Annotated in this window: 19 protein-coding genes, 1 pseudogene and 1 riboswitch; of the genes and pseudogenes, 9 read left to right on the top strand and 11 right to left on the bottom strand. The window is 71.2% G+C overall.

What is annotated here, in order from left to right:
• Nucleotides 1-146: 146 nt before the first annotated feature.
• Nucleotides 147-277: riboswitch (FMN riboswitch) on the bottom strand.
• Nucleotides 278-448: 171 nt separating this feature from the next.
• The 3 genes and pseudogenes from KUM44_RS15955 to KUM44_RS15945 form a co-directional block, all read left to right on the top strand.
• A pseudogene (locus KUM44_RS15955) lies at nt 449-1,126 on the top strand (glycosyl hydrolase family 18 protein); the annotation flags it as partial.
• Between the two features lie 114 nt (nt 1,127-1,240).
• A complete protein-coding gene (locus KUM44_RS15950) occupies nt 1,241-2,128 on the top strand; it encodes an RNA polymerase sigma-70 factor (protein ID WP_217208541.1) in 888 nt (295 codons plus the stop codon).
• Nucleotides 2,129-2,242: 114 nt separating this feature from the next.
• Entirely contained in the window at nt 2,243-2,998 is a 756-nt protein-coding gene (locus KUM44_RS15945) for an SDR family oxidoreductase (RefSeq protein WP_217208540.1), read from the top strand.
• 112 nt (nt 2,999-3,110) lie between these two features.
• Here the strand turns inward: KUM44_RS15945 and KUM44_RS15940 are convergent, their stop codons facing one another.
• Nucleotides 3,111-4,436 (bottom strand): ROK family transcriptional regulator, encoded by a 1,326-nt coding sequence (locus KUM44_RS15940; protein ID WP_217208539.1) that lies wholly within the window; start codon nt 4,434-4,436, stop codon nt 3,111-3,113.
• Nucleotides 4,437-4,595: 159 nt separating this feature from the next.
• Here KUM44_RS15940 and KUM44_RS15935 point away from each other — a divergent pair, with 159 nt between their 5' ends.
• Together KUM44_RS15935 and KUM44_RS15930 are read left to right on the top strand one after the other, a co-directional pair.
• Nucleotides 4,596-5,807: an MFS transporter gene (locus KUM44_RS15935; RefSeq protein ID WP_217208538.1), complete on the top strand. Its 1,212-nt coding sequence runs from the start codon at nt 4,596-4,598 to the stop codon at nt 5,805-5,807.
• A gap of 111 nt (nt 5,808-5,918) precedes the next feature.
• On the top strand, nt 5,919-7,328 hold the full coding sequence (locus KUM44_RS15930) for a uracil-xanthine permease family protein (RefSeq protein ID WP_217208537.1): 1,410 nt from the start codon (nt 5,919-5,921) through the stop codon (nt 7,326-7,328).
• Here the strand turns inward: KUM44_RS15930 and KUM44_RS15925 are convergent.
• A complete protein-coding gene (locus KUM44_RS15925) occupies nt 7,310-8,452 on the bottom strand; it encodes a glycoside hydrolase family 6 protein (RefSeq protein WP_217208595.1) in 1,143 nt (380 codons plus the stop codon). The genes KUM44_RS15930 and KUM44_RS15925 overlap by 19 nt on opposite strands.
• 174 nt (nt 8,453-8,626) lie before the next feature.
• Between KUM44_RS15925 and KUM44_RS15920 the strand changes: the two genes are divergently transcribed.
• The gene (locus KUM44_RS15920; RefSeq protein ID WP_217208536.1) at nt 8,627-9,313 is read left to right on the top strand and encodes a DUF5995 family protein; all 687 of its coding nucleotides are present in this window, start codon (nt 8,627-8,629) and stop codon (nt 9,311-9,313) included.
• A gap of 88 nt (nt 9,314-9,401) precedes the next feature.
• On the top strand, nt 9,402-10,331 hold the full coding sequence (locus KUM44_RS15915; protein ID WP_217208535.1) for an LLM class F420-dependent oxidoreductase: 930 nt from the start codon (nt 9,402-9,404) through the stop codon (nt 10,329-10,331).
• A gap of 15 nt (nt 10,332-10,346) precedes the next feature.
• On the opposite strand, the gene KUM44_RS15910 is transcribed toward KUM44_RS15915, so the two are convergent.
• Nucleotides 10,347-12,044 (bottom strand): NAD(P)/FAD-dependent oxidoreductase, encoded by a 1,698-nt coding sequence (locus tag KUM44_RS15910; RefSeq protein WP_217208534.1) that lies wholly within the window; start codon nt 12,042-12,044, stop codon nt 10,347-10,349.
• 47 nt (nt 12,045-12,091) lie between these two features.
• Nucleotides 12,092-12,880 carry a carbon-nitrogen hydrolase family protein gene (locus KUM44_RS15905; RefSeq protein ID WP_217208533.1) on the bottom strand — a complete coding sequence of 263 codons (789 nt, stop codon included), beginning with the start codon at nt 12,878-12,880 and terminating at the stop codon, nt 12,092-12,094.
• A gap of 299 nt (nt 12,881-13,179) precedes the next feature.
• Between KUM44_RS15905 and KUM44_RS15900 the strand changes: the two genes are divergently transcribed.
• Complete coding sequence (locus tag KUM44_RS15900; RefSeq protein ID WP_217208532.1) at nt 13,180-13,722, top strand: Repetin; 543 nt, start codon at nt 13,180-13,182, stop codon at nt 13,720-13,722.
• Here KUM44_RS15900 and KUM44_RS15895 read toward each other — a convergent pair.
• The gene (locus KUM44_RS15895) at nt 13,691-14,887 is read right to left on the bottom strand and encodes an MFS transporter (RefSeq protein WP_217208531.1); all 1,197 of its coding nucleotides are present in this window, start codon (nt 14,885-14,887) and stop codon (nt 13,691-13,693) included. The genes KUM44_RS15900 and KUM44_RS15895 overlap by 32 nt on opposite strands.
• 243 nt (nt 14,888-15,130) lie before the next feature.
• Here KUM44_RS15895 and KUM44_RS15890 point away from each other — a divergent pair, with 243 nt between their 5' ends.
• Nucleotides 15,131-15,538: a hypothetical protein gene (locus tag KUM44_RS15890; protein WP_217208530.1), complete on the top strand. Its 408-nt coding sequence runs from the start codon at nt 15,131-15,133 to the stop codon at nt 15,536-15,538.
• A 30-nt stretch (nt 15,539-15,568) separates the two neighbouring features.
• Here KUM44_RS15890 and KUM44_RS15885 read toward each other — a convergent pair whose 3' ends face one another.
• The 6 genes from KUM44_RS15885 to rpe form a co-directional block, all read right to left on the bottom strand.
• The gene (locus KUM44_RS15885) at nt 15,569-16,021 is read right to left on the bottom strand and encodes an Lrp/AsnC family transcriptional regulator (protein ID WP_048581051.1); all 453 of its coding nucleotides are present in this window, start codon (nt 16,019-16,021) and stop codon (nt 15,569-15,571) included.
• 10 nt (nt 16,022-16,031) lie between these two features.
• Nucleotides 16,032-17,513 carry an amino acid permease gene (locus tag KUM44_RS15880; protein ID WP_217208529.1) on the bottom strand — a complete coding sequence of 494 codons (1,482 nt, stop codon included), beginning with the start codon at nt 17,511-17,513 and terminating at the stop codon, nt 16,032-16,034.
• A 410-nt stretch (nt 17,514-17,923) separates the two neighbouring features.
• Complete coding sequence (locus KUM44_RS15875) at nt 17,924-19,366, bottom strand: GuaB1 family IMP dehydrogenase-related protein (RefSeq protein ID WP_217208528.1); 1,443 nt, start codon at nt 19,364-19,366, stop codon at nt 17,924-17,926.
• 132 nt (nt 19,367-19,498) lie between these two features.
• Nucleotides 19,499-19,810 carry a barstar family protein gene (locus KUM44_RS15870; protein WP_217208594.1) on the bottom strand — a complete coding sequence of 104 codons (312 nt, stop codon included), beginning with the start codon at nt 19,808-19,810 and terminating at the stop codon, nt 19,499-19,501.
• Between the two features lie 88 nt (nt 19,811-19,898).
• Nucleotides 19,899-20,942 (bottom strand): sugar-binding transcriptional regulator, encoded by a 1,044-nt coding sequence (locus KUM44_RS15865; RefSeq protein ID WP_217208527.1) that lies wholly within the window; start codon nt 20,940-20,942, stop codon nt 19,899-19,901.
• Between the two features lie 78 nt (nt 20,943-21,020).
• Complete coding sequence (gene rpe / locus KUM44_RS15860) at nt 21,021-21,707, bottom strand: ribulose-phosphate 3-epimerase (protein WP_217208526.1); 687 nt, start codon at nt 21,705-21,707, stop codon at nt 21,021-21,023.
• Nucleotides 21,708-21,790 lie beyond the last annotated feature (83 nt).

Genomic DNA, 21,790 nt, shown 5'->3' with positions numbered 1-21,790 from the left:
TCCCGGGTCCTCCTGCCTCATTCGGGCACGGACTCCGGGGCTGTCGATGACGACAGAATGTACGAGCAGGAACACCGAGGGCGACGCCGATACAGGGCTCGCCACGAGGGCGAACCCATACGGCGGCGCGCACGAATGCCCGCCCGCCGCGCACTGCCTCCCATCCGGACTTTAACCGTCGGTCCAGGAATTTCACCTGGTCAACCGGCCGCTGGAAGCGACCGGGTCGCGGACTGTAACCGCCGGTTCGGACTTTCACCGACCCCGGAGTGCGCTGCTTCTGGTACAGGGCCAGTGTGCCACGGCCGGTCCACGTCCATGCGGGCGAATGTTGTGGGGTGGCTCACAGGCCGCCCGACCGAGCCTCTTGCGAGATTGGTCCATACCTATTGACGCACTGGTCTAGTCCTCTCTAGGGTCTGCGCAACGTCCGTGGAGAGGAACCGACTTGCTGTCCCTTTCACGCAACCGGGCGAGACCCGCCCTGCTCGCCGCCCTCGGCACGATCGCCGGCCTGGTGCTCGCCGGTCTCCCGGCGTCCGTCTCGCACGCCGCCGAGCAGGAGTCCTGCCGCCCCGACGGCCTCTACCGGACGCCCGGCGTCGACGTCCCGTACTGCTCGGTCCACGACACGGCCGGCCAGGAGGAGATGGGCGCCGACCACCAGCGCCGGGTGATCGGCTACTTCACCGGCCGGCGCACCGGCAAGGACGGCACGCCCGCCTACCTCGCCCCGGACATCCCGTGGGACAAGGTCACCCACCTCAACTACGCCTTCGCGCACATCGACGGCGGCAACAGGATCTCCGTGGGCACGGACAACGAGACGAACCCGGCGACGGGAAAGACCTGGCCCGGTGTGAGCGGCGCGGAGATGGACCCGGGATTCCCCTACAAGGGCCATTTCAATCTGCTGAACAAATTCAAGAAGCAGCACCCGGGCGTCAAGACGCTGATCTCGGTGGGCGGTTGGGCCGAGACCGGCGGCTATTGCGACGACGGGGGCACCCGTGTGAACTCGGGTGGCTTCTACTCGATGGCCACGAACGCCGACGGTTCGGCCAATCGGTCCGGCATCGACACGTTCGCGGATTCGGCGGTCACGTTCATCCGGAAGTACGGCTTCCCGGCCGGGACTCGGCTGACCGGGGCGTAGTCGGCCCGGCGGCGGTGACGACGGCCCTTGCCCGCCGCCGGGTCTCCCAACTCCCGCCACCTGCCGTTCTGGCAGGGTGAGGACATGACCACCGCCATCGCCGACGAGTTCGAGACCCATCGCCCCCGGCTGTTCGGTCTGGCCTACCGCATGCTGGGCTCCGCGGACGAGGCCGAGGACACCGTCCAGGACGCGTATCTGCGCTTCAGCGGCGCGGACCGTACGGCGATCGAGTACCCGGCGGCCTGGCTCGCCAAGGTCGTCACCAACCTCTGTCTCACCCGGCTGACGTCGGCCAGGGCCCGGCGCGAACAGTACGTCGGGCCCTGGCTGCCGGAGCCCGTGGTCACCTCGGACGGCGTACTCGGGCCGCTGGAGTCCGCCGAGCAGCGGGACGCCGTGTCCATGGCGATGCTGGTGCTGCTGGAGCGGCTCACCCCGACCGAGCGGGCCGTGTACGTGCTGCGGGAGGCGTTCGCGTACGGCCACCGGGAGATCGCCGAGACGCTGGATCTGACCGAGGCCAACTGCCGACAGCTGTACCGGCGGGCGGTCCAGCGGGTGGGTGAGGAGCGGGCGCGGTTCGAGCCGTCTCCCGAGCGGCAGGAGGAGCTGGTCAGGTCGTTCCTCACGGCGGCCCGCGACGGTGACCTCGACGGCCTGGAGAAGCTGCTGGCGGCCGACGTCGTCTGGTCGAGCGACGGCGGCGGCAAGGTCTCGGCGGCCCGGCGGCCGATCGAGGGCCGGGACAAGGTGTTCCGCTTCCTGGCCGGGGCGACGCGGACCTTCCTGGCGGGCGTGGACTTCACGGCGGTCGAGATCAACGGCGCGACGGCGCTGGCCGCGTGGGAGGGCGACACGCTGCTCTCGGTGACGGCGTTCGACGTGCGGGACGGGCTGGTCGCGCATGCGTGGGCCGTGGTGAACCCGGACAAGCTGGACTTCGTACGCCGCCAGCTGACACGGGCGTAACGGAGTCGGCGGCAATCCCACCCGCGGCTGTCACATTTCACGCGGGGTACTCGGTCCCAGCTGACGAGGGGCGCTCCAGCCGGGAGCGCCCGGCGTCCGAAGGGACTGAACAGCATGACCACGATCCTGGTGACCGGCGGCACGGGCACGCTCGGCAGGCTCGTCACCGAGCGATTGCGGGCGGACGGCCACGAGGTGCGGGTGCTCAGCAGGCACGCCCAGCCGTACGCCGTCGACCTGCGCAAAGGCGGGCCCGGCCTGGACGCGGCGCTGGACGGCGTGGACACGGTCGTGCACTGCGCGACCTCGCCGGGCGGCGGTGACGAGGAGGCGGCGGCGCACCTGATCGCCGCGGCGCGGAGGGGCGGCGTACGGCACCTTGTGTACATCTCGATCGTCGGCGTCGACCGGGTGCCGTTCGGCTACTACAAGAGCAAGCTCGCGGTGGAGCGGCTGGTGGAGGAGTCGGGGCTCGGCTGGACCGTGCTGCGCGCGACCCAGTTCCATGATCTGCTGGTGCGGGTGCTCGGCATCCTGTCGAAGTCGCCGGTCATGCTGCTCCCGGCCCGGGTGAAGGACCAGCCCGTCGAGGTGGCGGAGGTCGCGGCCCGCCTCGCCGAACTGGCGCTGGACGCCCCGGCCGGACGCGTCGAGGACATGGGCGGCCCCGAGGTGAGGACCTTCGACTCACTGGCTCGCGCCTACCTCGGGGCCACGGGCCGCAGGCGCGTCGTCCTGCGCGTCCCGCTGCGGGGGAAGGCGTACGACGGCTTCCGCTCGGGCGGTCATCTGGCGCCGGGGCATGCGGTGGGCAAGGGGACGTTCGAGGAGTATCTGGGGCGGCGGTTCGGGGGCGAACAGGGCGCTTGACCAGGGCTTCTTCGGTCCGGGCCACCGGTCCGGGCCACCGGTCCGGGCCACCGGTCCGGGCCACCGGTCCGGGCCACCGGTCCGGGCCACCGGTCCGGGCCACCGGTCCGGATCACCGGTCCGGCGGCCCGAAGAGCTCGTCCTGCGCGGCGTCCCGCGCCGTGAGCAGCGCTCCGCGCAGGACGGCACCGCCACCCAGGCCGGTGGGCCGGACCACGGTCGCCAACGGCGACATCCGTCGGATCCGCTCCTCCACCCGCCCGGCGAGCACCTCCCCGCCGGCCTGCCCGACCTCCCCGCCGAGGACCACACAGCCGGGGTCGAGGACGGCGACGACGGAGGCGACCCCCACGGCGAGGCGATCGGCGATGGCGTCGAGGAAGCGGTCGGCCGAGGCTGGGTCGCCGGAGGGGCTCGGGGAGACGGTGGCCCCGGCCACGCGGGAAGCCCCGACCGCCTCTCGAGGCGCTTCGGCGCGAACTTCCCCGGCGCTCTCGCCCTCGACGTTCTCGCCGGGGGCGGCCTGCCCCGCGACCACCCGTCCCACAGCCTCCCTGACGATCCCGGCGGCGAGCGGCTCGTGCGCGGATGCGCCCTCGATCGGCAACCCGTACGCCCTCGCCAGCTCCACGATCGCCGCCGACCCGGCCAGGGAGTGGAACCCGCCCTCGCAGTCCACCGCCGACGGCAGTCCGGACGTGCCCGGGACCGGCAGGAAGCCGATCTCACCGGTGCCGCCGGAGGTTCCTCGGCGCAACGCCCCGTCGAGGACCACGGCGGCGCCCGTGCCGTGGCCGAGCCAGAGCAGGACGAAGGTGTCGCGGTCGCGGGCCACGCCGTCGCGCTGTTCGGCGAGGGCGGCGAGGTTGGTCTCGTTCTCGACGCTGACGCGGGCCTCGGGAAGCCGTTCCTGGAGGGCCGCGACCAGGCGGCGATGCCATTCGGGCAGTCCGGTGGAGTCGCGGAGCTCTCCGCTCGCCGGGTCGATCAGGCCCGGGGCGCCTATCCCCACCGTATGGAGCCGGTCCGCCCCCGCCTCCTTCGCGACCCGCTCCACGAGCGTGACCGCCTGCTCCACCGCGGGCCCGGTCCCCATGTCGCCGCCGATCGGTACCGCCGCCTCGGCGAGCACTGCCCCGACCAGGTCGGACACCACCACGGAGACGCCTTCGGTACGGACGTCCAGTGCCGCGAGATGGGCGCGGTCGGCGACGATGCCGTACAGCTTGGCGTTAGGGCCGCGCCGCTGCTCGCCGGCCTCGCCGACGACCGCGATCAGACCGGCGGCCGTGAGGCGTTCGACGAGGTCGGCGACGGTCGGCCGGGACAGGCCGGTCAGCTGCTTCAACTGCCCTGCCGTCAGCGGGCCCTCCTGCTGGAGCAGTCGCAGGGCGAGCCGGTCGTTGATGGCCCGGGCGGTGCTCGGGGATGCGGGCATGCCGGGATCCTTCCAGATCGGCGGGGCCGTGCGGTGGGCGGCCGGGATATCCCCTATCTATCAGGCAGGGACCCTGATAGTTTACGCGCGGCGTCGGCACAGAGTGCGGTGCGCACGGAACGAAGTCCGCGCGGAGCGAGGACCGGGAGGGGCCGGACAATGGGTGAGGTGGTCTACGACCTGCGCGAGGTGAAGCGCGCCCGGTACGCCGTGGCGGCCGTCTTCGCCGTGCACGGCGCCGTCACCGGCTCGTTCGCGACGCGGGTGCCATGGATCCAGGACCATGCCGGGGTCAGCGCGGGCCAGCTGGGGCTGGCGCTCGCCTTCCCCGCGCTCGGCGCCTCCCTCGCGATGCCGCTGGCGGGCAGCATCAGCCACCGCTTCGGCGCCCGGAACGCCCTGCGCGGACTGATCGCCCTGTGGACGCTCGCCCTGGTCCTGCCCTCCCTGGCCCCCAACCTGCTGACCCTGTGCCTGGCGCTGTTCACCTACGGCGCCACCGCGGGGATGGCGGACGTGGCGATGAACGCGCTCGGCGTCGAGGTCGAGAACCGCCTCGGCCGGTCGATCATGTCCGGGCTGCACGGCATGTGGAGCGCGGGCGCCCTGATCGGCTCGGCGGCCGGCACCCTCGCGGCCCACCTGGGTTCGGACGCCCGGCTGCACCACGCGCTGGCTGCGGTGACCCTCACCGTCCTGGGCGTCGCGGCCTGCCAGTGGGTGCTCGACCTGCAACCCGCCGAGGACGAGGAGCCGCCGCCCCGGTTCGCGCTGCCGCCCAAGTCGGCGCTGCTCATCGGCGCGGTCGGGTTCTGCGCGGTCTTCGCCGAGGGCGCGAGCCTGGACTGGTCAGCGGTCTATCTGCGCGACCAGCTGGAGACCTCGGCCGGACTCGCGGCGGCGTGCACCACCGGCTTCACCCTCACCATGGCGCTCGCCCGGATCGCCGGGGACAGGATCGTGGACCGCTACGGCGCCGTGCGCACGGTCCGGTTCAGCGGCGTCCTCGCGACGCTCGGCGGCCTGCTGATCGTCGTGTCGGACCAGCCGGCCGTGGCGATGGCCGGGTTCGCGCTGCTGGGTCTGGGCATCGCGGTGGTCGTGCCGCTCTGCTTCGCGGCCGCCGGCCGCAGCGGCAGCAACCCCTCCCTCGCCATCGCGGGTGTCGCGACGATCACGTACACCTCGGGTCTGATCGCCCCGAGCGCGATCGGCGGAATCGCCCAGGCCACCAGCCTGATGGTGTCCTTCTGCCTGGTGACCGTGCTGTCCTTCGGCCTCGTCGTGTTCGCGCGCGTCCTGCGCGCCGGTGACCGCGACCGCCCGAAGGTCGGGCGACCGGACGCGGCAGTTCCTGACCCGCGGCCCTGAACCCCTCGCTCCACGGCGCCGGCCGTGGCTGTCGGCCCAGGTCGGGCGCGGTTCTCCACGTACCTGACAATGGTCCGGTCACCACCCGCACGACGAAAGCGAAACCGCACCATGGATCTCGGCGTCCGCTGGAAACTGCACGGCGACGGACGCACGCCGGCGCCCGGAGCGGTGGTCCGCCCCGACGAACGGCTCTCGTGGCCCCGCACCGTCGGGCTCGGCGCCCAGCACGTGGTGGCCATGTTCGGCGCGTCCTTCGTGGCGCCGGTCCTGATGGGGCTCGACCCCAACCTGGCGATCATGATGTCCGGCGTCGCGACGCTGGTCTTCCTGCTCGCGACCCGGGGCCGGGTGCCCAGTTACCTCGGCTGCTCCCTCTCCTTCGTCGGTGTCGCCGCGGTCATCCGGGCCGACGGCGGTACGAGCGCGACCGTCACCGGCGCGGTCCTCGTCGTCGGCGCCGTGCTGTTCCTGGTCGGTCTCGCGGTGCGGCGCTTCGGCGCGCGGATCATCCACGCCACGATGCCGCCGATCGTCACCGGCGCCGTGGTGATGCTGATCGGCTTCAACCTCGCTCCGGTGACGGCTTCGACGTACTGGCCGCAGGACCAGTGGACGGCGCTGCTGGTGATGCTGTTCACCGGTCTGGCGGTGGTCTGTCTGCGCGGGTTCTGGTCCCGTATCGCGATCTTCCTGGGCCTGGTCTTCGGCTACGGCATCTCCTGGGCCTTCGACCGGATCTTCGGGAAGATCCACTCGGTGGACGCGAGCGGCAGACTCACCGACCACTGGCGGCTCGACCTCTCCGGGGTCTCGAAAGCCGACTGGATCGGGCTGCCCGACCTGCACGGCCCGTCCTTCCAGTGGTCGGCGATCCTGGTGGCGCTGCCCGTCGTCATCGCCCTGGTCGCCGAGAACGCCGGGCACGTCAAGGCGGTCGGCGAGATGACCGGCGACAACCTGGACGACAAGCTGGGCACCGCGATCTCCGCGGACGGCGTCGCCTCGATGCTCTCCACGGCGGTGGGCGGCCCGCCCAACACCACGTACTCCGAGAACATCGGCGTGATGGCCGCGACCCGCGTCTACTCGACCGCCGCCTACTGGGCCGCCGCCGGCTTCGCGCTGCTCTTCGGCGTCTGCCCCAAGTTCGGCGCGGTCGTGGCCGCGATCCCGGGCGGCGTCCTCGGCGGCATCACCGTCATCCTGTACGGCATGATCGGCCTGCTCGGCGCGCAGATCTGGATCAACGCCAAGGTCGACCTGCGCAATCCGCTCAACCTCGTCCCGGCGGCGGCGGGCATCATCATCGGCGTCGGCAACGTCACCATGGAGTTCACCGACACCTTCGAGCTCAGCGGCATCGCCCTGGGCACGCTCGTCGTCATCACCGGCTACCACGCACTGCGGGCCTTCGCCCCGGCCCATCTCAAGACGCAGGAGCCGCTGCTCGACGAGGGCACGTCCTCCTACGACGAGGAGAGCGGTGCCGGTGACGGGGCTCAGCGCGCCAAGTCGTAGGCGTACGACGCCGTGAAGGTCCCCGGCCTCCCCTTGCACCCGTCCGACTCCCCCGGCAGCTTCACCCACAGGTAGCCGTCGATCCGCGTCTCCCCCGTGCTGAGGGTCGGCGCCCGGCCCAGCTTGCGGCCGACAGGGTCGCACCACTCCCCGTCGGCCGGGGCCCCGGCGCCGTTGCGGCTGGTGTCGATCACGGCGCCGAGGCTCGCGGGGCCGCCGAGGGCGTCGAGGACCTGTCGGTCGTAGGCGATCTCGTCGGTCGTGGCATGGAAGTTGGAGACGTTGCTGAAGACGCCGTCGGAGGACGCGGGCGAGGCGGCGCCGGCCTGTCGCAGCCACTCCGCCTGTTTGCCGGGCGTGTGCCAGCCGGAGTGCCCGGCGTCGTAGTAGACGCGCGCCCTGGGGTTCGCCGTCTTGAAGGCGCGCCCCGCGCGGGCCAACGAGGCGAAGCGGTCGGCGCGTTCGGCGGCGGAGAGGCACTCGGACTGGGCGACGGAGTCGGGCTCCAGGATCACGATGACGTCGGAGGAGCCGAGCCCGGCGGCGAACCTGTCGATCCAGGCGTCGTAGGCGCCGAGGTCGGGCGCCCCGCCCTGGGAGTGCCCGCCGCAGTCACGGTCGGGTATCGCGTACGGCACCACCACGGGCACCCGCCCCAGCGCCGAGCCGGCCGAAGTGACCGCGCGGACCCGGGCGGTGACGGTGTCCGGCGTGAAGTCGGCGAACCACACGGCGGCCGGCTGGGCGGCGATCCGGGACGCGATGACGGCGTGGCGCGGGTCTTCGGCGTTGCCGCGGACCCACTCCAGCACCTGGGAGTCGGGGTGGCGGTAGAGGCGGGCGGAGACCACGGTCGGCTGCCGGCTCCTCTCGGTCCTGGTCGGGGAGGGTGTGGGGCTCGCGGGGCCGGCCTTCTGCTCCTTCGGGGTCGGTGAAGTCGGCGTCGGGGACGGGGACTTCGTGGCCGAAGGGGAGAGCGAGGGCACGAGCGGCAGAGAGTCCAGGCTGGGTGAGCGCGTCACCTCGGGCGGCCTGGCCTCCTCGGAGCGCCCTCTGTCGTCGAGCGCGGAGATCATGCCGGTCGCGGTGCCGACGGCGACCACGACCCAGGCCGCCACGACCATGGCATGGCGCCGGACCGCCCTCCTGCGCTCGGACCTGCGTGCGGCCAGTCGCTGGGCACGTAAGCCTGGCACCGTCCCGCTCCCCCTCCCCCGACAGCGAGCGCGTTCCCCCGTTCTGGGGAAGCGCCGGGCCCGCCGACACTTCCGCCAGCCTAAAGCTGGGACTCTGCCCCCATGGCGCAATGCGAACAATTCACCACACCCGTGGACGCCGTCATCTCCCGTATGCGCGCCCTCCACGCGACCCTGCCCGAACGCGACGGGGTGGCCGTCTTCAACCGTGTCTACCTCACCGTCACGGAGACCGTCGACCGGCACATCGACGGTGGTCGTTTCGCGGACGCACGGGCGGCGATCACGCTGGACGTGCGGTTCGCGGAGCGGTATCTCAAGGCGGTCGAGCGGGCCGAGGACGAGCGGCGCCCGCCCGCCTGCTGGCGGCCTCTGTTCCAGATGCGCCGGCATCCCGGAGTACGTCCGTTGCAGTTCGCGCTCGCGGGCATCAACGCGCACATCGGCCACGATCTGGCGCTCGCCGTGGTGGACGCCTGTCGTAGCCTCGACTGCGAACCGGCCGATCTGGAGGACGAGTTCGATCGGGTGGGTGATCTCCTCGTCTCGCTGGAGGAGCGCGTCCGCGAAGAGCTGATGCCGGGCCCCGACGTGCTCCAGATCGCCGACCCGCTCACCCATCTGCTCGGTTCCTGGAGCCTGGAGCGGGCCCGGGACGCCACCTGGGCGACGGCGCGGGCACTGTGGGCGCTGCGCCGACTGCCGGATGTCGCCGAGGAGTTCACCGAGCGGCTGGACGCGGCCGTGGGGTTCGCGGGACGCATGATGCTCACGCCGCTGCCGGAGTGATGCGGCCACTCCTGTGACGGATCCCCTCAACTGGTAGATGAACGTTGTACGTTCGACAGGAGTGGACCTCTTGCAAAGGAGCACAGGCATGGCGACTCGACTCGGACTGGCACTCCCCCAGAACAGGCAGTACGACCTCGGCAGGGACGTCCCGGACGTGGCACGCGCCGCGGAGGCGGTGGGCTACGAGAGTCTGTGGGTGTACGAGCGGGCCCTGTTCCCCGAGCCCGCCACCCAGGGCCTGTACGGCATCGAGGGCCTGCCCTGGCCGGATGCCTACCGCGGGGTCGCCGACCCGCTGGTCACGCTCACGCTGGCGGCCGCGGCCACCGAGCGGGCCCGGCTCGGCACCAGCGTGCTGGTGGCCCCGCTGCACGTGCCCTTCCAGCTCGCCAAGTCGCTCGCCACCCTGGACGCGGCGAGCGGCGGCCGGGTCGTCGCGGGCCTCGGCACCGGCTGGTCGCACGACGAGTACGCGGCGGCCGGCGTGCGCACCTTCGAGGAGCGCGGCCGGGTCCTCGACGAGGTGATCGAGGTGTGCCGCGCGGTGTGGGGCCCGGACCCGGTGTCGTACGACGGCCGCATCACGAAGATCGCCCCCGCCGTGGTCGGCCCCAAGCCCGCCCGGCCCCTCCCGATCCTGCTGGCCGCCTCCACCCGCAAGGCGCAGCGCCGGCTCGTGGACCACGCCGACGGGTGGATGCCCGTCGCCATGAGCACCGAGTCGCTGGCCAAGCAGTGGCAGGAGCTGCGGGACCTGGCCGCCGAGCGGGGTCGCACGGCGCCGTTGCAGACGGTGGTGCGCACCAACGCGCGCTACTCCGCCAAGGGACACGCGGGCCCCGACCGCGCACCCTTCCACGGCAGCGTCGACCAGATCGTCGAGGACCTGGCCGCGTACGCCGAGGTCGGCCTGGACGAGATCTTCGTCGACCTCCAGAGCTCCGTGCGCGACGCCCAGGAGCTCAAGGACGTCGCGGCGGAGGTGTACGAGAAGGCACGGGCGGCCGGGATCTGACGGTCCGGCGAGGGCTCAGTCCTCGGGCAGCTCGACCGGCGCGATCTCGTCGTAGACGTCGCCCGGCCCCGGGTTGGTCGCGTCGGTGGCCCCGCCGAAGTGGTGCATGACGCCCCAGACCGCGTTCAGCGCGGTCTGGACGGCGCCCTCGGCCCAGCCGGCCGTCCAGGAGATGTCGTCTCCGGCGAGGAAGATGCCCCGCTTGTCCTCGGGCAGGCGGTCCTGCATGAAGTGCGTGAACAGGCGCCGCTGGTAGCGGTAGTGGCCGGGGAGGTTGGCCTTGAACGCGCCCATGAAGTACGGCTCGTTCTCCCACGACACCGTCACCGGACTGCCGATGATGTGCTTCCTGATGTCGACCTTCGGGTAGATCTCGCCGAGCGACTTCAGCATGACCTCCATCCGCTCGCTCGCGGACAGCGGCAGCCACTTCAGGCTGTCGTCGCACCAGGTGTAGGAGAGACAGATGACGGCAGGCCTGTCCGGACCGTCGTCGAGCAGGTAGGTGCCGCGCGTCATACGGTCGGTGAGCGTCATCGACATGACGTCCCGGCCCGTCTCCTCGTCCTTGTCGAGCCAGAAGGGCCGGTCGACCGGCACGAACAGCTTCGAGCTCTCCATGTAGTGGGTCCGCTCGATCGCCGTCCAGTGGTCGATCGGGAAGAGCGAGTCGTCGCAGGCGATCTTCGACAGCAGCATCCAGGACTGGGCGGTGAAGACGGCCGCCTGGTACGTACGGATGTCACCGTTCGCGTCGGTCACGGTGATCCGGTTGCCGGCGGTGCGGTGCAGCCGGGTCACGGCCGGGCGAGGGGCGCCGTTCTCGTGCAGCTTCGCCAGCGACGTCCCGTAGGCCCAGTGGACGATCTTCTCCGGCTCCCGCTCCCACAGGCGCAGCGGCAGCTGCTGGGAGCCACCGACGATGCCGCGGTGGTGGTCGTCGGCCTCGGTGTAGACGACGCGCAGGATCTCCAGGATGGAGTTGGGGAAGTCGGTGTCCCAGCCGCCGGTGCCGAAGCCGACCTGGCCGAAGATCTCGCGGTGCCGGAAGGACTTGAAGGCCTCGGAGTCGCAGAGGAACCCGTAGAACGTCTGGTTGTCGAGCTTCTCGACGAGCTTCGCCCAGATCTCCCGGATGCGCGGCACGTCCCGCTCGCGCATCGCCCGGTTCATGTCGGAGAAGTCGGCGCCCTCGTCCAGGCACTTGTTCCAGGCCTCGGCGACGTCCCGGTAGACCTGCGGGAGGTCGTCGATGGTCTCGGCGTAGTGCGACTCGCCCTTGAGGTCGACGACGGTCGAAGGCGTCGCCTCGGCGAGGGGGTTGGGGAAGGGCTCGGTCTTCAGGCCCACCAGGTCGATGTAGTGCTGGAGGGCCGTGGAGGACGGCGGGAAGCGCATCGCGCCCATCTCGGCGGTCAGGGCGGGGTCGCACCCGTCGAAGCCGACGGTCCGCAGCCGCCCGCCGATCTGGTCGGCCTCGTACACGACGGGCTTGAGGCCCATCTTCATCAGCTCGTACGCGGCCACGATCCCGGAAAGGCCGCCTCCGATGACCGCGACCTCGGTGCCGTGCTCGGTCGCGGGTATCTGGCCGAGCCCCGCCGGGTGGGCGAGGAAGTCGTCGTAGGCGTACGGGAAGTCCGGGCCGAACATGGTGATCGGCGGCTGCTGCTCGTCGGCGTGCTGGACGGCGTTGGGCACCGTGGACGTCATGGGGGTACGGACTCCTTGCGCAAACAGGGACTGCGGGGGGCAGAGGCTCAGATCAGGGACCCGTACAGACCGGGGCGGCGGTCCTTCAGGTACGGGTTCTCCTCGCGGGAGGCGGCGAGGAACGCGGGGTCGACGTCGGCGAGAAGCAGTTCCTCACCGCGGCCGCCGCGGGTGCGCGCCACCCCGTCGGGACCGGCGAGCGCGGAGAGGCCGACGAACTCGAACTCCCCTTCCCGGCCGACCCGGTTGACGTACGCGACGTACATCTGGTTCTCGAAGGCCCGCACCGGGATCATCGACTCGGCGACGAACTGGAACGGGTGCATCTGCGCGGTCGGGACGATCAGGAGGTCCGTGCCGGCGAGGGCGTGCGCGCGGACGTTCTCCGGGAACTCGACGTCGTAGCAGATCAGGATGCCGACGCGGAGGCCGTCGAGCTCGGCCTGGACGACCGGCTGGTCCCCTGGCGTGAAGTGGTCGCGCTCGAAGCAGCCGAACAGGTGGGTCTTGCGATAGTTGGCGAGGCGCGTGCCGGCGGCGGAGATCAGCTGGGCGGAGTTGAAGACGGCGTCACCGTCGCGCTCCGGGTAGCCGTAGCCGACCGCCAGGCCGTGCCGGGTCGCGATCTCGGCGACCGTGTCCGCGCAGTCGCCGTCGGCGGGCTCGGCGAGGCGGGCGATGTCGTCGCCGATCGCGTACCCGGTCAGGAACATCTCCGGCGCCACCAGCAGCCCGGCGCCGGCGGCGGCGGCGCGGCCCGCGGCCTCGTCGAGGACCTTGAGGTTCTCGGCGGTAGAGCCGGGGCGGCCGGAGCTCTGGAGCAGGGCGGTGCGCATGCGTGATCCTCACCGGGCGGAGGGTGGTTGGAGGGGCCATGTAGAAGGTACGGGCGGCTGACCAGGGCGGACAAGAAGGAGCCGTTGCGCGCCGGTGAGCGGTTTGTTGCGTCGGTCATGCGTCCGGCGGCGATTCGTTGCGCACCCTCGAACGGAGGCCCCGTCCTCCTCGCAGCGGAGGGCCGCGCGGGTGTCCCCGCCGTACGGCGGAGGCCGGGTCCCGTCCTCGGTGCGATGTGCCCGGGGCGCGCCTCCGCGACAGTGGTGACCGTCCGTTTGACCTGCGGAAAGGACTGCCAATGAACCGCCGTACGAAGACCGTCGTGCTCTGCTGTGCGCTGCTGCTGCTCACCGCCGGAACGGTAGGTCCCGCCGCCATCGCAACGGACGGGCCGCAGCAGCGCGAGGCCGCCGCGCTCACCGGCACGGCCAAGCTGTACCGCTCGGCCGGGGACGACATCACCTTCTCGTTCGACGCGCATCTGGCGGCGAAGGACACCGCCGACCCGACGAGGGCCACCGGCACCTTCGAGTGGAGCCACTACCTGAACGGCGAGGGCGCCTGGGCGAAGGCCGAGGTCGACTGTCTCGTCACCGGCGGCAAGGTGGCCGTGGTCTCCGGGGTGATCACCTCCTCCGATCTGCCGGGCGCCGAGGGCAGGCGGGTCGGTATCACCGTCCATGACGTCGGCCGGCACGACCGGCTCGGCTACAGCTGGGCCTCGACGGGCAGCCCCGTCGAGACGAAGGAGCTGCCCAAGTGCGTCGGCTCCGCCCCCTTCGAGAAGGTCAAGAAGGGGACGGGCGACTTCACGGTCGTGCCGTGGCGGCCCGACTTCTAGCCAGCGTCAGCGCCGTCACCAGGTAGGGGATCGCCAGCACCGCGAAGACAGTGCTGTGCGCCGCTTCCGTGCCGAGCAGGGCGTACACACCGAAGGTCGCGACCGTGGCCAGCTCGGTGCCCAGGCTCGCCACGGAGGTGAGCGTGGCCCGGCGGGACTCGTCGATGCGGTGCTGGAGGCGCACGTCGGCGAGCACCTCGGCCAGCTGGAACCCGGCGAAGGCCAGGCTCACCAGCGCGACACCGGCCAGGGAGCGGGCCGCGGCGCCGACGGCCAGGGCGAGTGCAGCGCCCGCGAGCAGCGCCGCGAGCCCGGTCGTGCCGAGGCGTTCGGCCGGTCCGGTCAGGAGGCTGCCGAGGGTGACACCGGCCCAGATCAGCATGATCAGATACGGCACGGTCGCCTCGGCGACGCCGATGTCCCGGACCAGCAGCGGCGTGTACTCGTCGAGCGCGCCCCATACCGCGGCGACGGCCGGGACCAGCAGCAGGGCGCCACGCACCGAACGGTCCCCGCGGACCTCGGCGAGTCCGGTCCGCAGGGTCGTCGCCCAGCGGTCGTGGCCGGTCTCCGGCCGCACCCGGTGCTCGGGGAACCGGGTCGCGACGGCGGCGGTCAGCACACAGGCCGCGAAACTCGCGGCACCGACCGCCGCATAGCCTCCCCGGGCGAAGACCGGCCCCGCGAGGCCGAGGGAGGACACGGTGCCCAGCAGCCGCGCGGCCCTGGCCCGGCCCATGGTCCGCGCATACCGGCCTGCGGCACCCAGCCGGTCCAGCTCGTCGTACACCAGCGCCTCCAGCGCACCCGAGCCGAGCGCTCCGCCGGCGCCCCACAGGACGAAGCCGACCGCGAAGGCCCAGTACGACGGGACGGCCACCCACAGCGCGAAGCCGACGGCCGTGAGCAGCGGGCCGATCCACAGCAGCCGACGCCGCGACACCGTGTCGGCCCAGGCGCCGGAGGGCACCTCCAGCACCACGGCGGTGATCGACCACAGGGCGAACAGGGTGGAGATCTGCCAGAGCGACAGACCGGTGTCGGCGAAAAGCAGCGCGTACACCGGGTAGAGCAGGACGAAGTCGTCGAGGAACGAGTAGCCGTACAGCGTGGCCGTGAGGCGTCGGACGCCGGTGGCGGGCACGCGTGCAGGTGAGAGTGTCATGAGGCCTTCCCGCAGGGACTGTTCGGACACCGGGGATACGGCGCCCGAGGCGGCCCTCGGGAGGCACGACTGGTGGATCAATGTCGCCAGGTCATGGCATCGATGGTAGGCGGCCCCGGCGCGGGAGCGCAGGCGAAATCACCGTCGAGGAGGAGAGCCGCACCGCCCGCCTCCGCCGAGCGGCGACGCACGCCGGCCCCCGGGAGGACGCCGGTGCGCGGTGCCGCGCGCGAGACTCCCGGCATGGACGCCAACGAGATCCTCGACCTGCCGTACGTCGACACGCACACGTCGATCGTCGCCGCGGCGCCGGACGCCGTCTGGCGTGCCCTCGGCGAGACCGTGAACCAACCCTGGTTCCACGTGGTCACCGCGATACCCGGCAAGGAACTGTCCGTCGCCGGAAGCCACCCCTTCTCGACGTACGCCCTGATCTTCCGGCTGGAGGAGGCGGGAGCCGACCGCACCTGGGTGCGCGCCGAGACCCGGGCCGAGTTCCCGGGGCCGGCCGGCCGCCTCTACCGGCTCCTGGTGATAGGAACGGGCGGCCACGCATTGGTCGTACGGCGCATGCTGACGACGGTGGGCAAACGCGCCGCAAAGGGGCGCGGGGAACTGCGCGACCAGCCAGAACGGCGCCGCAGACGATAGACGACACCTCGCGGCACTCCTGGCGGAGCGCTACGTGGGCGACCCGGAAGAAAACCTTCGCAACAACGGCGACAACACCAGCACCGACTTGGTCCGCTCCACGAACGGCTCCCCCGCGATCCGCTCCAAGACCCGCTCGAAGTGCCGCATGTCGGAGGCGAAGACCTGCACGACCGCGTCGGCGTCCCCGGTAACGGTGGAGGCGGCCACGACCTCCTGGTACCGCTCCAGCCCCCGCCGGATCGTGTCCGGCGAGGTGTTGTGCCGGCAGTAGATCTCGACGAACCCCTCGGTCTCCCAGCCGAGCGCCGACGGGTCCACCCGTACGGTGAACCCGGTGATGGCACCGGTGGCGCGCAGCCGGTCCACGCGCCGCTTCACGGCGGGCGCGGACAGGCCGACGAGCTGCCCGATGTCCGCGTAGGAGCGGCGGGCGTCCTCGGCGAGGGCGTGCACGATGCGTTCGTCGAGATCGTTCAGCACTGCGGGTGGTTCACTTCACTTCTGGCGTGGCTGCTTGCGCGGCAAGACGGGAACGGCGATAGCCGTACAGGAAGTAGAACACGAGTCCGGCGGCCATCCAGCACCCGAAGACCACCCAGGTCACGGTGTCGAGGCTGAACATGTTATACGCGCAGAACAGGAAGCCCAGCACCGGCAGCACCGGCCCGAACGGCACCCTGAACGTGCGCTCGAGCTCGGGCCGCCGGTGACGCAGGACGATCACCGCGATGTTGACCAGCGCGAAGGCGAACAGCGTGCCGATGCTGGTGGCGTCGACGAGCTTGCCCAGCGGGATGAGGGCGGCGAGGGCACCGCAGAACACGGACACGATGATCGTGTTGAGCCGCGGCGCACCGGTCTTCCGGTGGACCTTGCCGAGCGCCTTCGGGACCAGGCCGTCACGGGACATCGCGAACAGGATGCGGGTCTGGCCGTACAGCACGGTGAGGACGACGCTCGCGATGGAGATGACGGCGCCGAGGGCGAGCAGGGTGCCCCAGAAGCTCTGGCCGCTGACATCGTTCATGATCGCGGCGAGCGAGGCGTTGGAGCCCTCGAACTTCGTCCAGTGCCAGGCGCCGACGGCGACACCCGCGACAAGGACGTACAGCGCGGTCACGATGATCAGCGACAGCATGATCGCCCGCGGCAGGTCCTTCTTGGGGTCCTTGGCCTCCTCACCGGCGGTGGAGGCGGCGTCGAAGCCGATGTACGAGAAGAAGAGCGTCGCACCCGCGGCGCTCACGCCGGCCATGCCGAGCGGCATGAAGTCGGAGTAGTTGCCGGACTTGAAGCCCATGAACCCGACCGCGCAGAACAGCACCAGCGCGGCGATCTTGACGGCCACCATGATCGTGTTGGCGCGTGCGGACTCGCGGACGCCGCCCAGCAGGAACACCATCGCCAGCAGGACGACGATCAGCGCGGGCAGATTGATGATCCCGCCCTCGCCGGGTGCCGAGGACAGCACGGACGGGATGGTGACGCCTATGGTCCCGTCGAGCAGCTCGTTGAGGTACTCGCCCCAGCCGACGGCTACGGCGGCCACCGAGACGCCGTACTCCAGCACCAGACACCAGCCGCAGACCCAGGCCACGAGCTCGCCCATCGTTGCGTACGCATACGAGTACGAGGACCCGGCGACGGGGATGCTGCCGGCCAGCTCGGCGTAGGAAAGGGCCGAGAAGAGCGCCGTCAGACCGGCGATCACGAAGGCCAGGGTGACCGCGGGACCGGCCTCCGGGACGGCGTCGCCGAGGACGACGAAAATGCCGGTGCCGAGGGTGGCGCCGATGCTGATCATGGTCAGCTGCCACATGCCGAGGGAGCGCCGCAGGGACCCTCCCTCACCCTGGCCACCCTCTGCGACCAGGTGTTCCACGGGCTTGCGACGCATGAGGCGCGCGGCGACGCCCGGGGACGGCGGGCCTGTCTGGGGACGGTTCTGCGGGGGTGCGCCTTGGTCGAGCACGCGCTGACTCCTTCGTCGCTGCCTCTCAGGGCGGCGGGGACCGGCGGCACCCTGCGACAACAGGAACCCACCGAGCGGGGTCCCTGCCACGCCACGTACGAGGCGACAGCCTACGAGGCGGAACGTTGCTGGTGAAATGCAGCAACCTTGCGTGTACGTGCAAGATCATTGCGTTGCTGGGGGCTAGGTGGGTGTTCGTTGCAGCAGGGCTTTCGACCGTTGCGCGGGGCGGGGGCAAGGGTGGCGGCTGCGGGTATTCGGTGGCTGGTCGCGCGGTTCCCCCCGCCCCTTGAGTACGTGCAGTGGACGTCCTTCAGGGGCGCGGGGAACTGCGCGACCAGCCCCCACGCACCCGCAGCCGCCCGAACACAGCCGCACCGGAGCTATTGGACGCCGGCGTTGACCAAGCGTCAGCTCCAGCTGGCGTGCAGCGGCTTGCCCTCGGCGTAACCGGCCGCACTCTGAATCCCGACGACCGCCTTCTCCGCGAACTCCTCCAGAGACCCGGCACCGGCGTACGTGCACGACGACCGCACGCCCGCGATGATCGAATCGATCAGGTCCTCCACGCCCGGGCGGGCCGGGTCGAGGAACATGCGGGAGGTGGAGATGCCCTCCTCGAAGAGCGCCTTGCGGGCGCGGTCGTACGACGACTCCTCGGACGTACGGTTGCGCACGGCACGCGCGGACGCCATGCCGAACGACTCCTTGTAGGCACGCCCCTGCGCGTCGTGCTGGAGGTCGCCCGGGGATTCGTAGGTGCCCGCGAACCACGAGCCGACCATCACGTTGGACGCACCGGCCGCGAGCGCCATGGCGACGTCGCGCGGGTGCCGGACACCGCCGTCGGCCCACACGTGCTTGCCGTACTTCTTCGCCTCGGCCGCGCACTCCAGCACCGCGGAGAACTGCGGCCGGCCGACGCCGGTCATCATGCGGGTCGTGCACATCGCACCCGGACCGACACCGACCTTGATGATGTCGGCGCCCGCCTCGATCAGATCCCGTACCCCCTCGGCGGCGACGATGTTGCCCGCGACGATCGGCACCTGCGGGTCGAGCGCCCGCACGGTCCGGATCGCGGCGATCATCGACTCCTGGTGACCGTGCGCCGTGTCGATGACGAGCGTGTCGACGCCGGCGTCGAGCAGTTGCTTGGCCTTGCCCGCCACGTCGCCGTTGATGCCGACGGCGGCCGCGATGCGCAGCTTGCCGTTCCCGTCGACGGCCGGGGTGTACAGCGTGGCGCGCAGGGCGCCCTTGCGGGTGAGGATGCCGGCGAGGCGGCCGTCCGCGTCGACGGCGGGGGCGTAGCGCCGGTTGTGGTGGTCGAGGGTGTTGAAGGCCTCGCGCGGGTCCTGGTCCGCGTCGAGGAGCAGCAGGTCCCGGGACATGACCACTTCGAGCTGCGTGAAGCGGTCCACGCCGGACAGGTCGGCGTCGGTGACCACGCCGATCGGCTTGAAGTCGTCGTCGACGACGACACCGGCGTTGTGCGCGCGCTTGGGCAGCAGGGCCAGCGCGTCGGCGACGGTCTGGTGCGGGGCCAGCACGATCGGGGTGTCGAGGACGTGGTGGCGGCTCTTCACCCAGGAGACGACCTCGGTGACGACCTCGATCGGGATGTCCTGCGGTATGACCACCAGGCCGCCGCGCCGGGCCACCGTCTCGGCCATACGGCGGCCGGCGATGGCGGTCATGTTGGCGACGACCAGCGGGATCGTGGTGCCCGTGCCGTCCGGGGAGCTGAGGTCCACGCCCTGCCGCGAGCCGACCGCGCTGCGGCTCGGGACCATGAAGACGTCGTCGTACGTCAGGTCGTACGCGGGCTGGATGTCATTGAGAAAACGCACGTGCTGCACATCCCAGTCGATCAGAGGTGGCCCCCGGACAGGTCAGCCAGGGGAGAAGAGCACGTACTTCATTGTCCCATGCTGACCGGATCGCGCTGCACGGTCGCTTCATACGAGCAGGTCAGAGGGACCTTAGGAGGATCCTCCGAGAGCGAGCAGAACAGTGAGCGAGGGCGCCCGGTCCACGGCCGCGGAGAACACCTCCTGGGCGATCTCCCACTCCTCCGGCCGCGCCTTCGCGTACGGCTGCCAGTTCCGTACGACGACCAGCAGCCCGTCCGCGGCTTCCTTGGGCCATACGGAGGGGTCGGCGAGGCTGTCGGCGAGGGCGTCCCAGTTGCGGCCGAACCAGTCGGGGAACTCCAGGGTCAGGGCGCAGCGGTCCATCAGGGCCGCCTTGTCCGTCACCCCGTCGAGGTCCAGCGTGACCGCGAGGTCCGTCATCTCAGTACCGCCAAGTCCGTAGTGATCGTCGATGAACGAGGGGATGAACGAGGGGGCGGCCACCGGGCCACCCCCTCCTGACATACCGTCACTGCCCGTCCGGGTCAGCCCTGTTGAGCGTGGACCTCGGGGTCGGCCCCGCCGTCATCAGCACGTCCGCCGCCGACGTGTCCGTCACCAGGCTCGTGACGAGCCCGGACCGCAGCACCGCGTCGATCGCGGCGGCCTTGCGCGCCCCGCCCGCGATGGCGACGACCTCCGGGATACGGCGGAGCTGGTCCGCCTTGACGGTGATGCACCGCTCCCCGAGGTCCCGTCCGACCCGGCGCCCCTCGGCGTCGAAGAGGTGCGCGGACATCTCGGCCGCGACGCCGAGCGAGGCGTAGTGGGCCCGCTCCTCGTCGCTGAGCATGTCGTGCACCGTGGAGATGCCGGGCTCCCAGGAGCCGATGGAGACACAGGCGACCGTGACCTTGTCGAAGTACTCGAAGGCCCGGGCGATCCCGGTCTGGTGGCGCAGCGCCGCCGCGGTGGCCGCGTCCGGCAGCAGCATCGGCGCGTAGATGGGGTGCGCGTCGCCGCCGGAGACCTGCGCGGCCCGTCGTACCGCCTCCACCGAGCCGCGCTCGGCGGTCCCGGCGTCGTACACGCCGGTCAACTGCACCACCGTGCAGGGTGGCAGCCGGTCGAGCGCGGCCGCCATGTGGATGGTCGACCGGCCCCAGGCCAGGCCCAGCACATCCCCTTCGTTCACCAGTTCGCCGAGCAGGTCGGCGGCCACTTCTCCCAGGTTCTCGGGGTCGGGCGTCTCCTCGGCCTCGGCCGGGGACTCGACCACGACGGCGTGCCTGAGGCCGTAGCGGGCGCGCAGCGCGTCCGAGCGCTCCGCGTCCAGCTCGGCCGGGACTCGGATCTCGATGCGCACCAGATCCCGTTCGAGAGCGGTCTCCAGGACCCGGGCCACCTTGAAGCGGCTGACGCCGAACTCCTCGGCGATCTGGATCTTGGATTTGCCCTCGAGGTAGAAGCGGCGGGCCATGGCCGCCGCCTGCACCAGCTCAGCGGGTCCCATCCGCATGGCTGACCGGCCCGCCGACATACCCGACACGGCGATCTCCTCACTTCTGTTCACACTCTGGATTCGCCGTTCATCCTTGCAGATCCGGCGCTCTTGATCCGCCCTGATGGGCGCCGTTCACGTTCCCTTGGCTCAGTGGTCGCATGCCCAGGCGGCGGTCTTCGTGGCGCCCTCCGCCTGCTTGCGCAATGCACGTACCGCCTCGGCGGGGTCCTCGGCCCCGTACACCGCCGAACCGGCGACGAACACGTCCGCGCCCGCCTCGGCGCACCGCTCGATGGTGGAGGCCGCGACCCCACCGTCCACCTGGAGCCACAGCTGAAGGCCGTGCTTGCTGATCAACTCGCGGGTACGTCGAATCTTCGGAAGCATGATGTCGAGAAACGCCTGACCACCGAAGCCCGGCTCGACCGTCATGATCAGCAGCATGTCGAGTTCGGGGAGCAGATCCTCGTACGGCTCGATGGGCGTCGCGGGCTTGAGCGCCATGGAGGCGCGGGCGCCCTTGGCCCGGATCTCCCGGGCCAGCCGCACCGGTGCCGCGGCGGCCTCGACATGGAAGGTGACGGAGGAGGCCCCCGCTTCCACGTACTGGGGCGCCCACCGATCGGGGGCCTCGATCATCAGATGGCAGTCCAGCGGGGTGTCCGTCGCACGGGCCAGGGACTCTACGACCGGCACGCCGAGCGTGAGGTTCGGGACGAAATGGTTGTCCATGACGTCGACGTGGAGGAAGTCGGCTCCTTCGACCGCCTTCGCCTCGTCCGCGAGGCGAGCGAAGTCGGCGGACAGGATGCTGGGGTTGATCTGCACGGCCATGACCCAAGACTGCCATGTCCGGGCACGAATGTTCGCGCCGGTACACAGCTGAGACGTTCATCGGATGTTGTGTCCGGTTCGCC

It is taken from the genome of Streptomyces sp. AC550_RSS872 (assembly GCF_019049285.1).
In the GTDB taxonomy this organism is placed as follows: domain Bacteria; phylum Actinomycetota; class Actinomycetes; order Streptomycetales; family Streptomycetaceae; genus Streptomyces.
The sequence above is the reverse complement of the archived record's forward strand: the minus strand, read 5'-3'. Positions and strand labels throughout refer to the sequence as shown.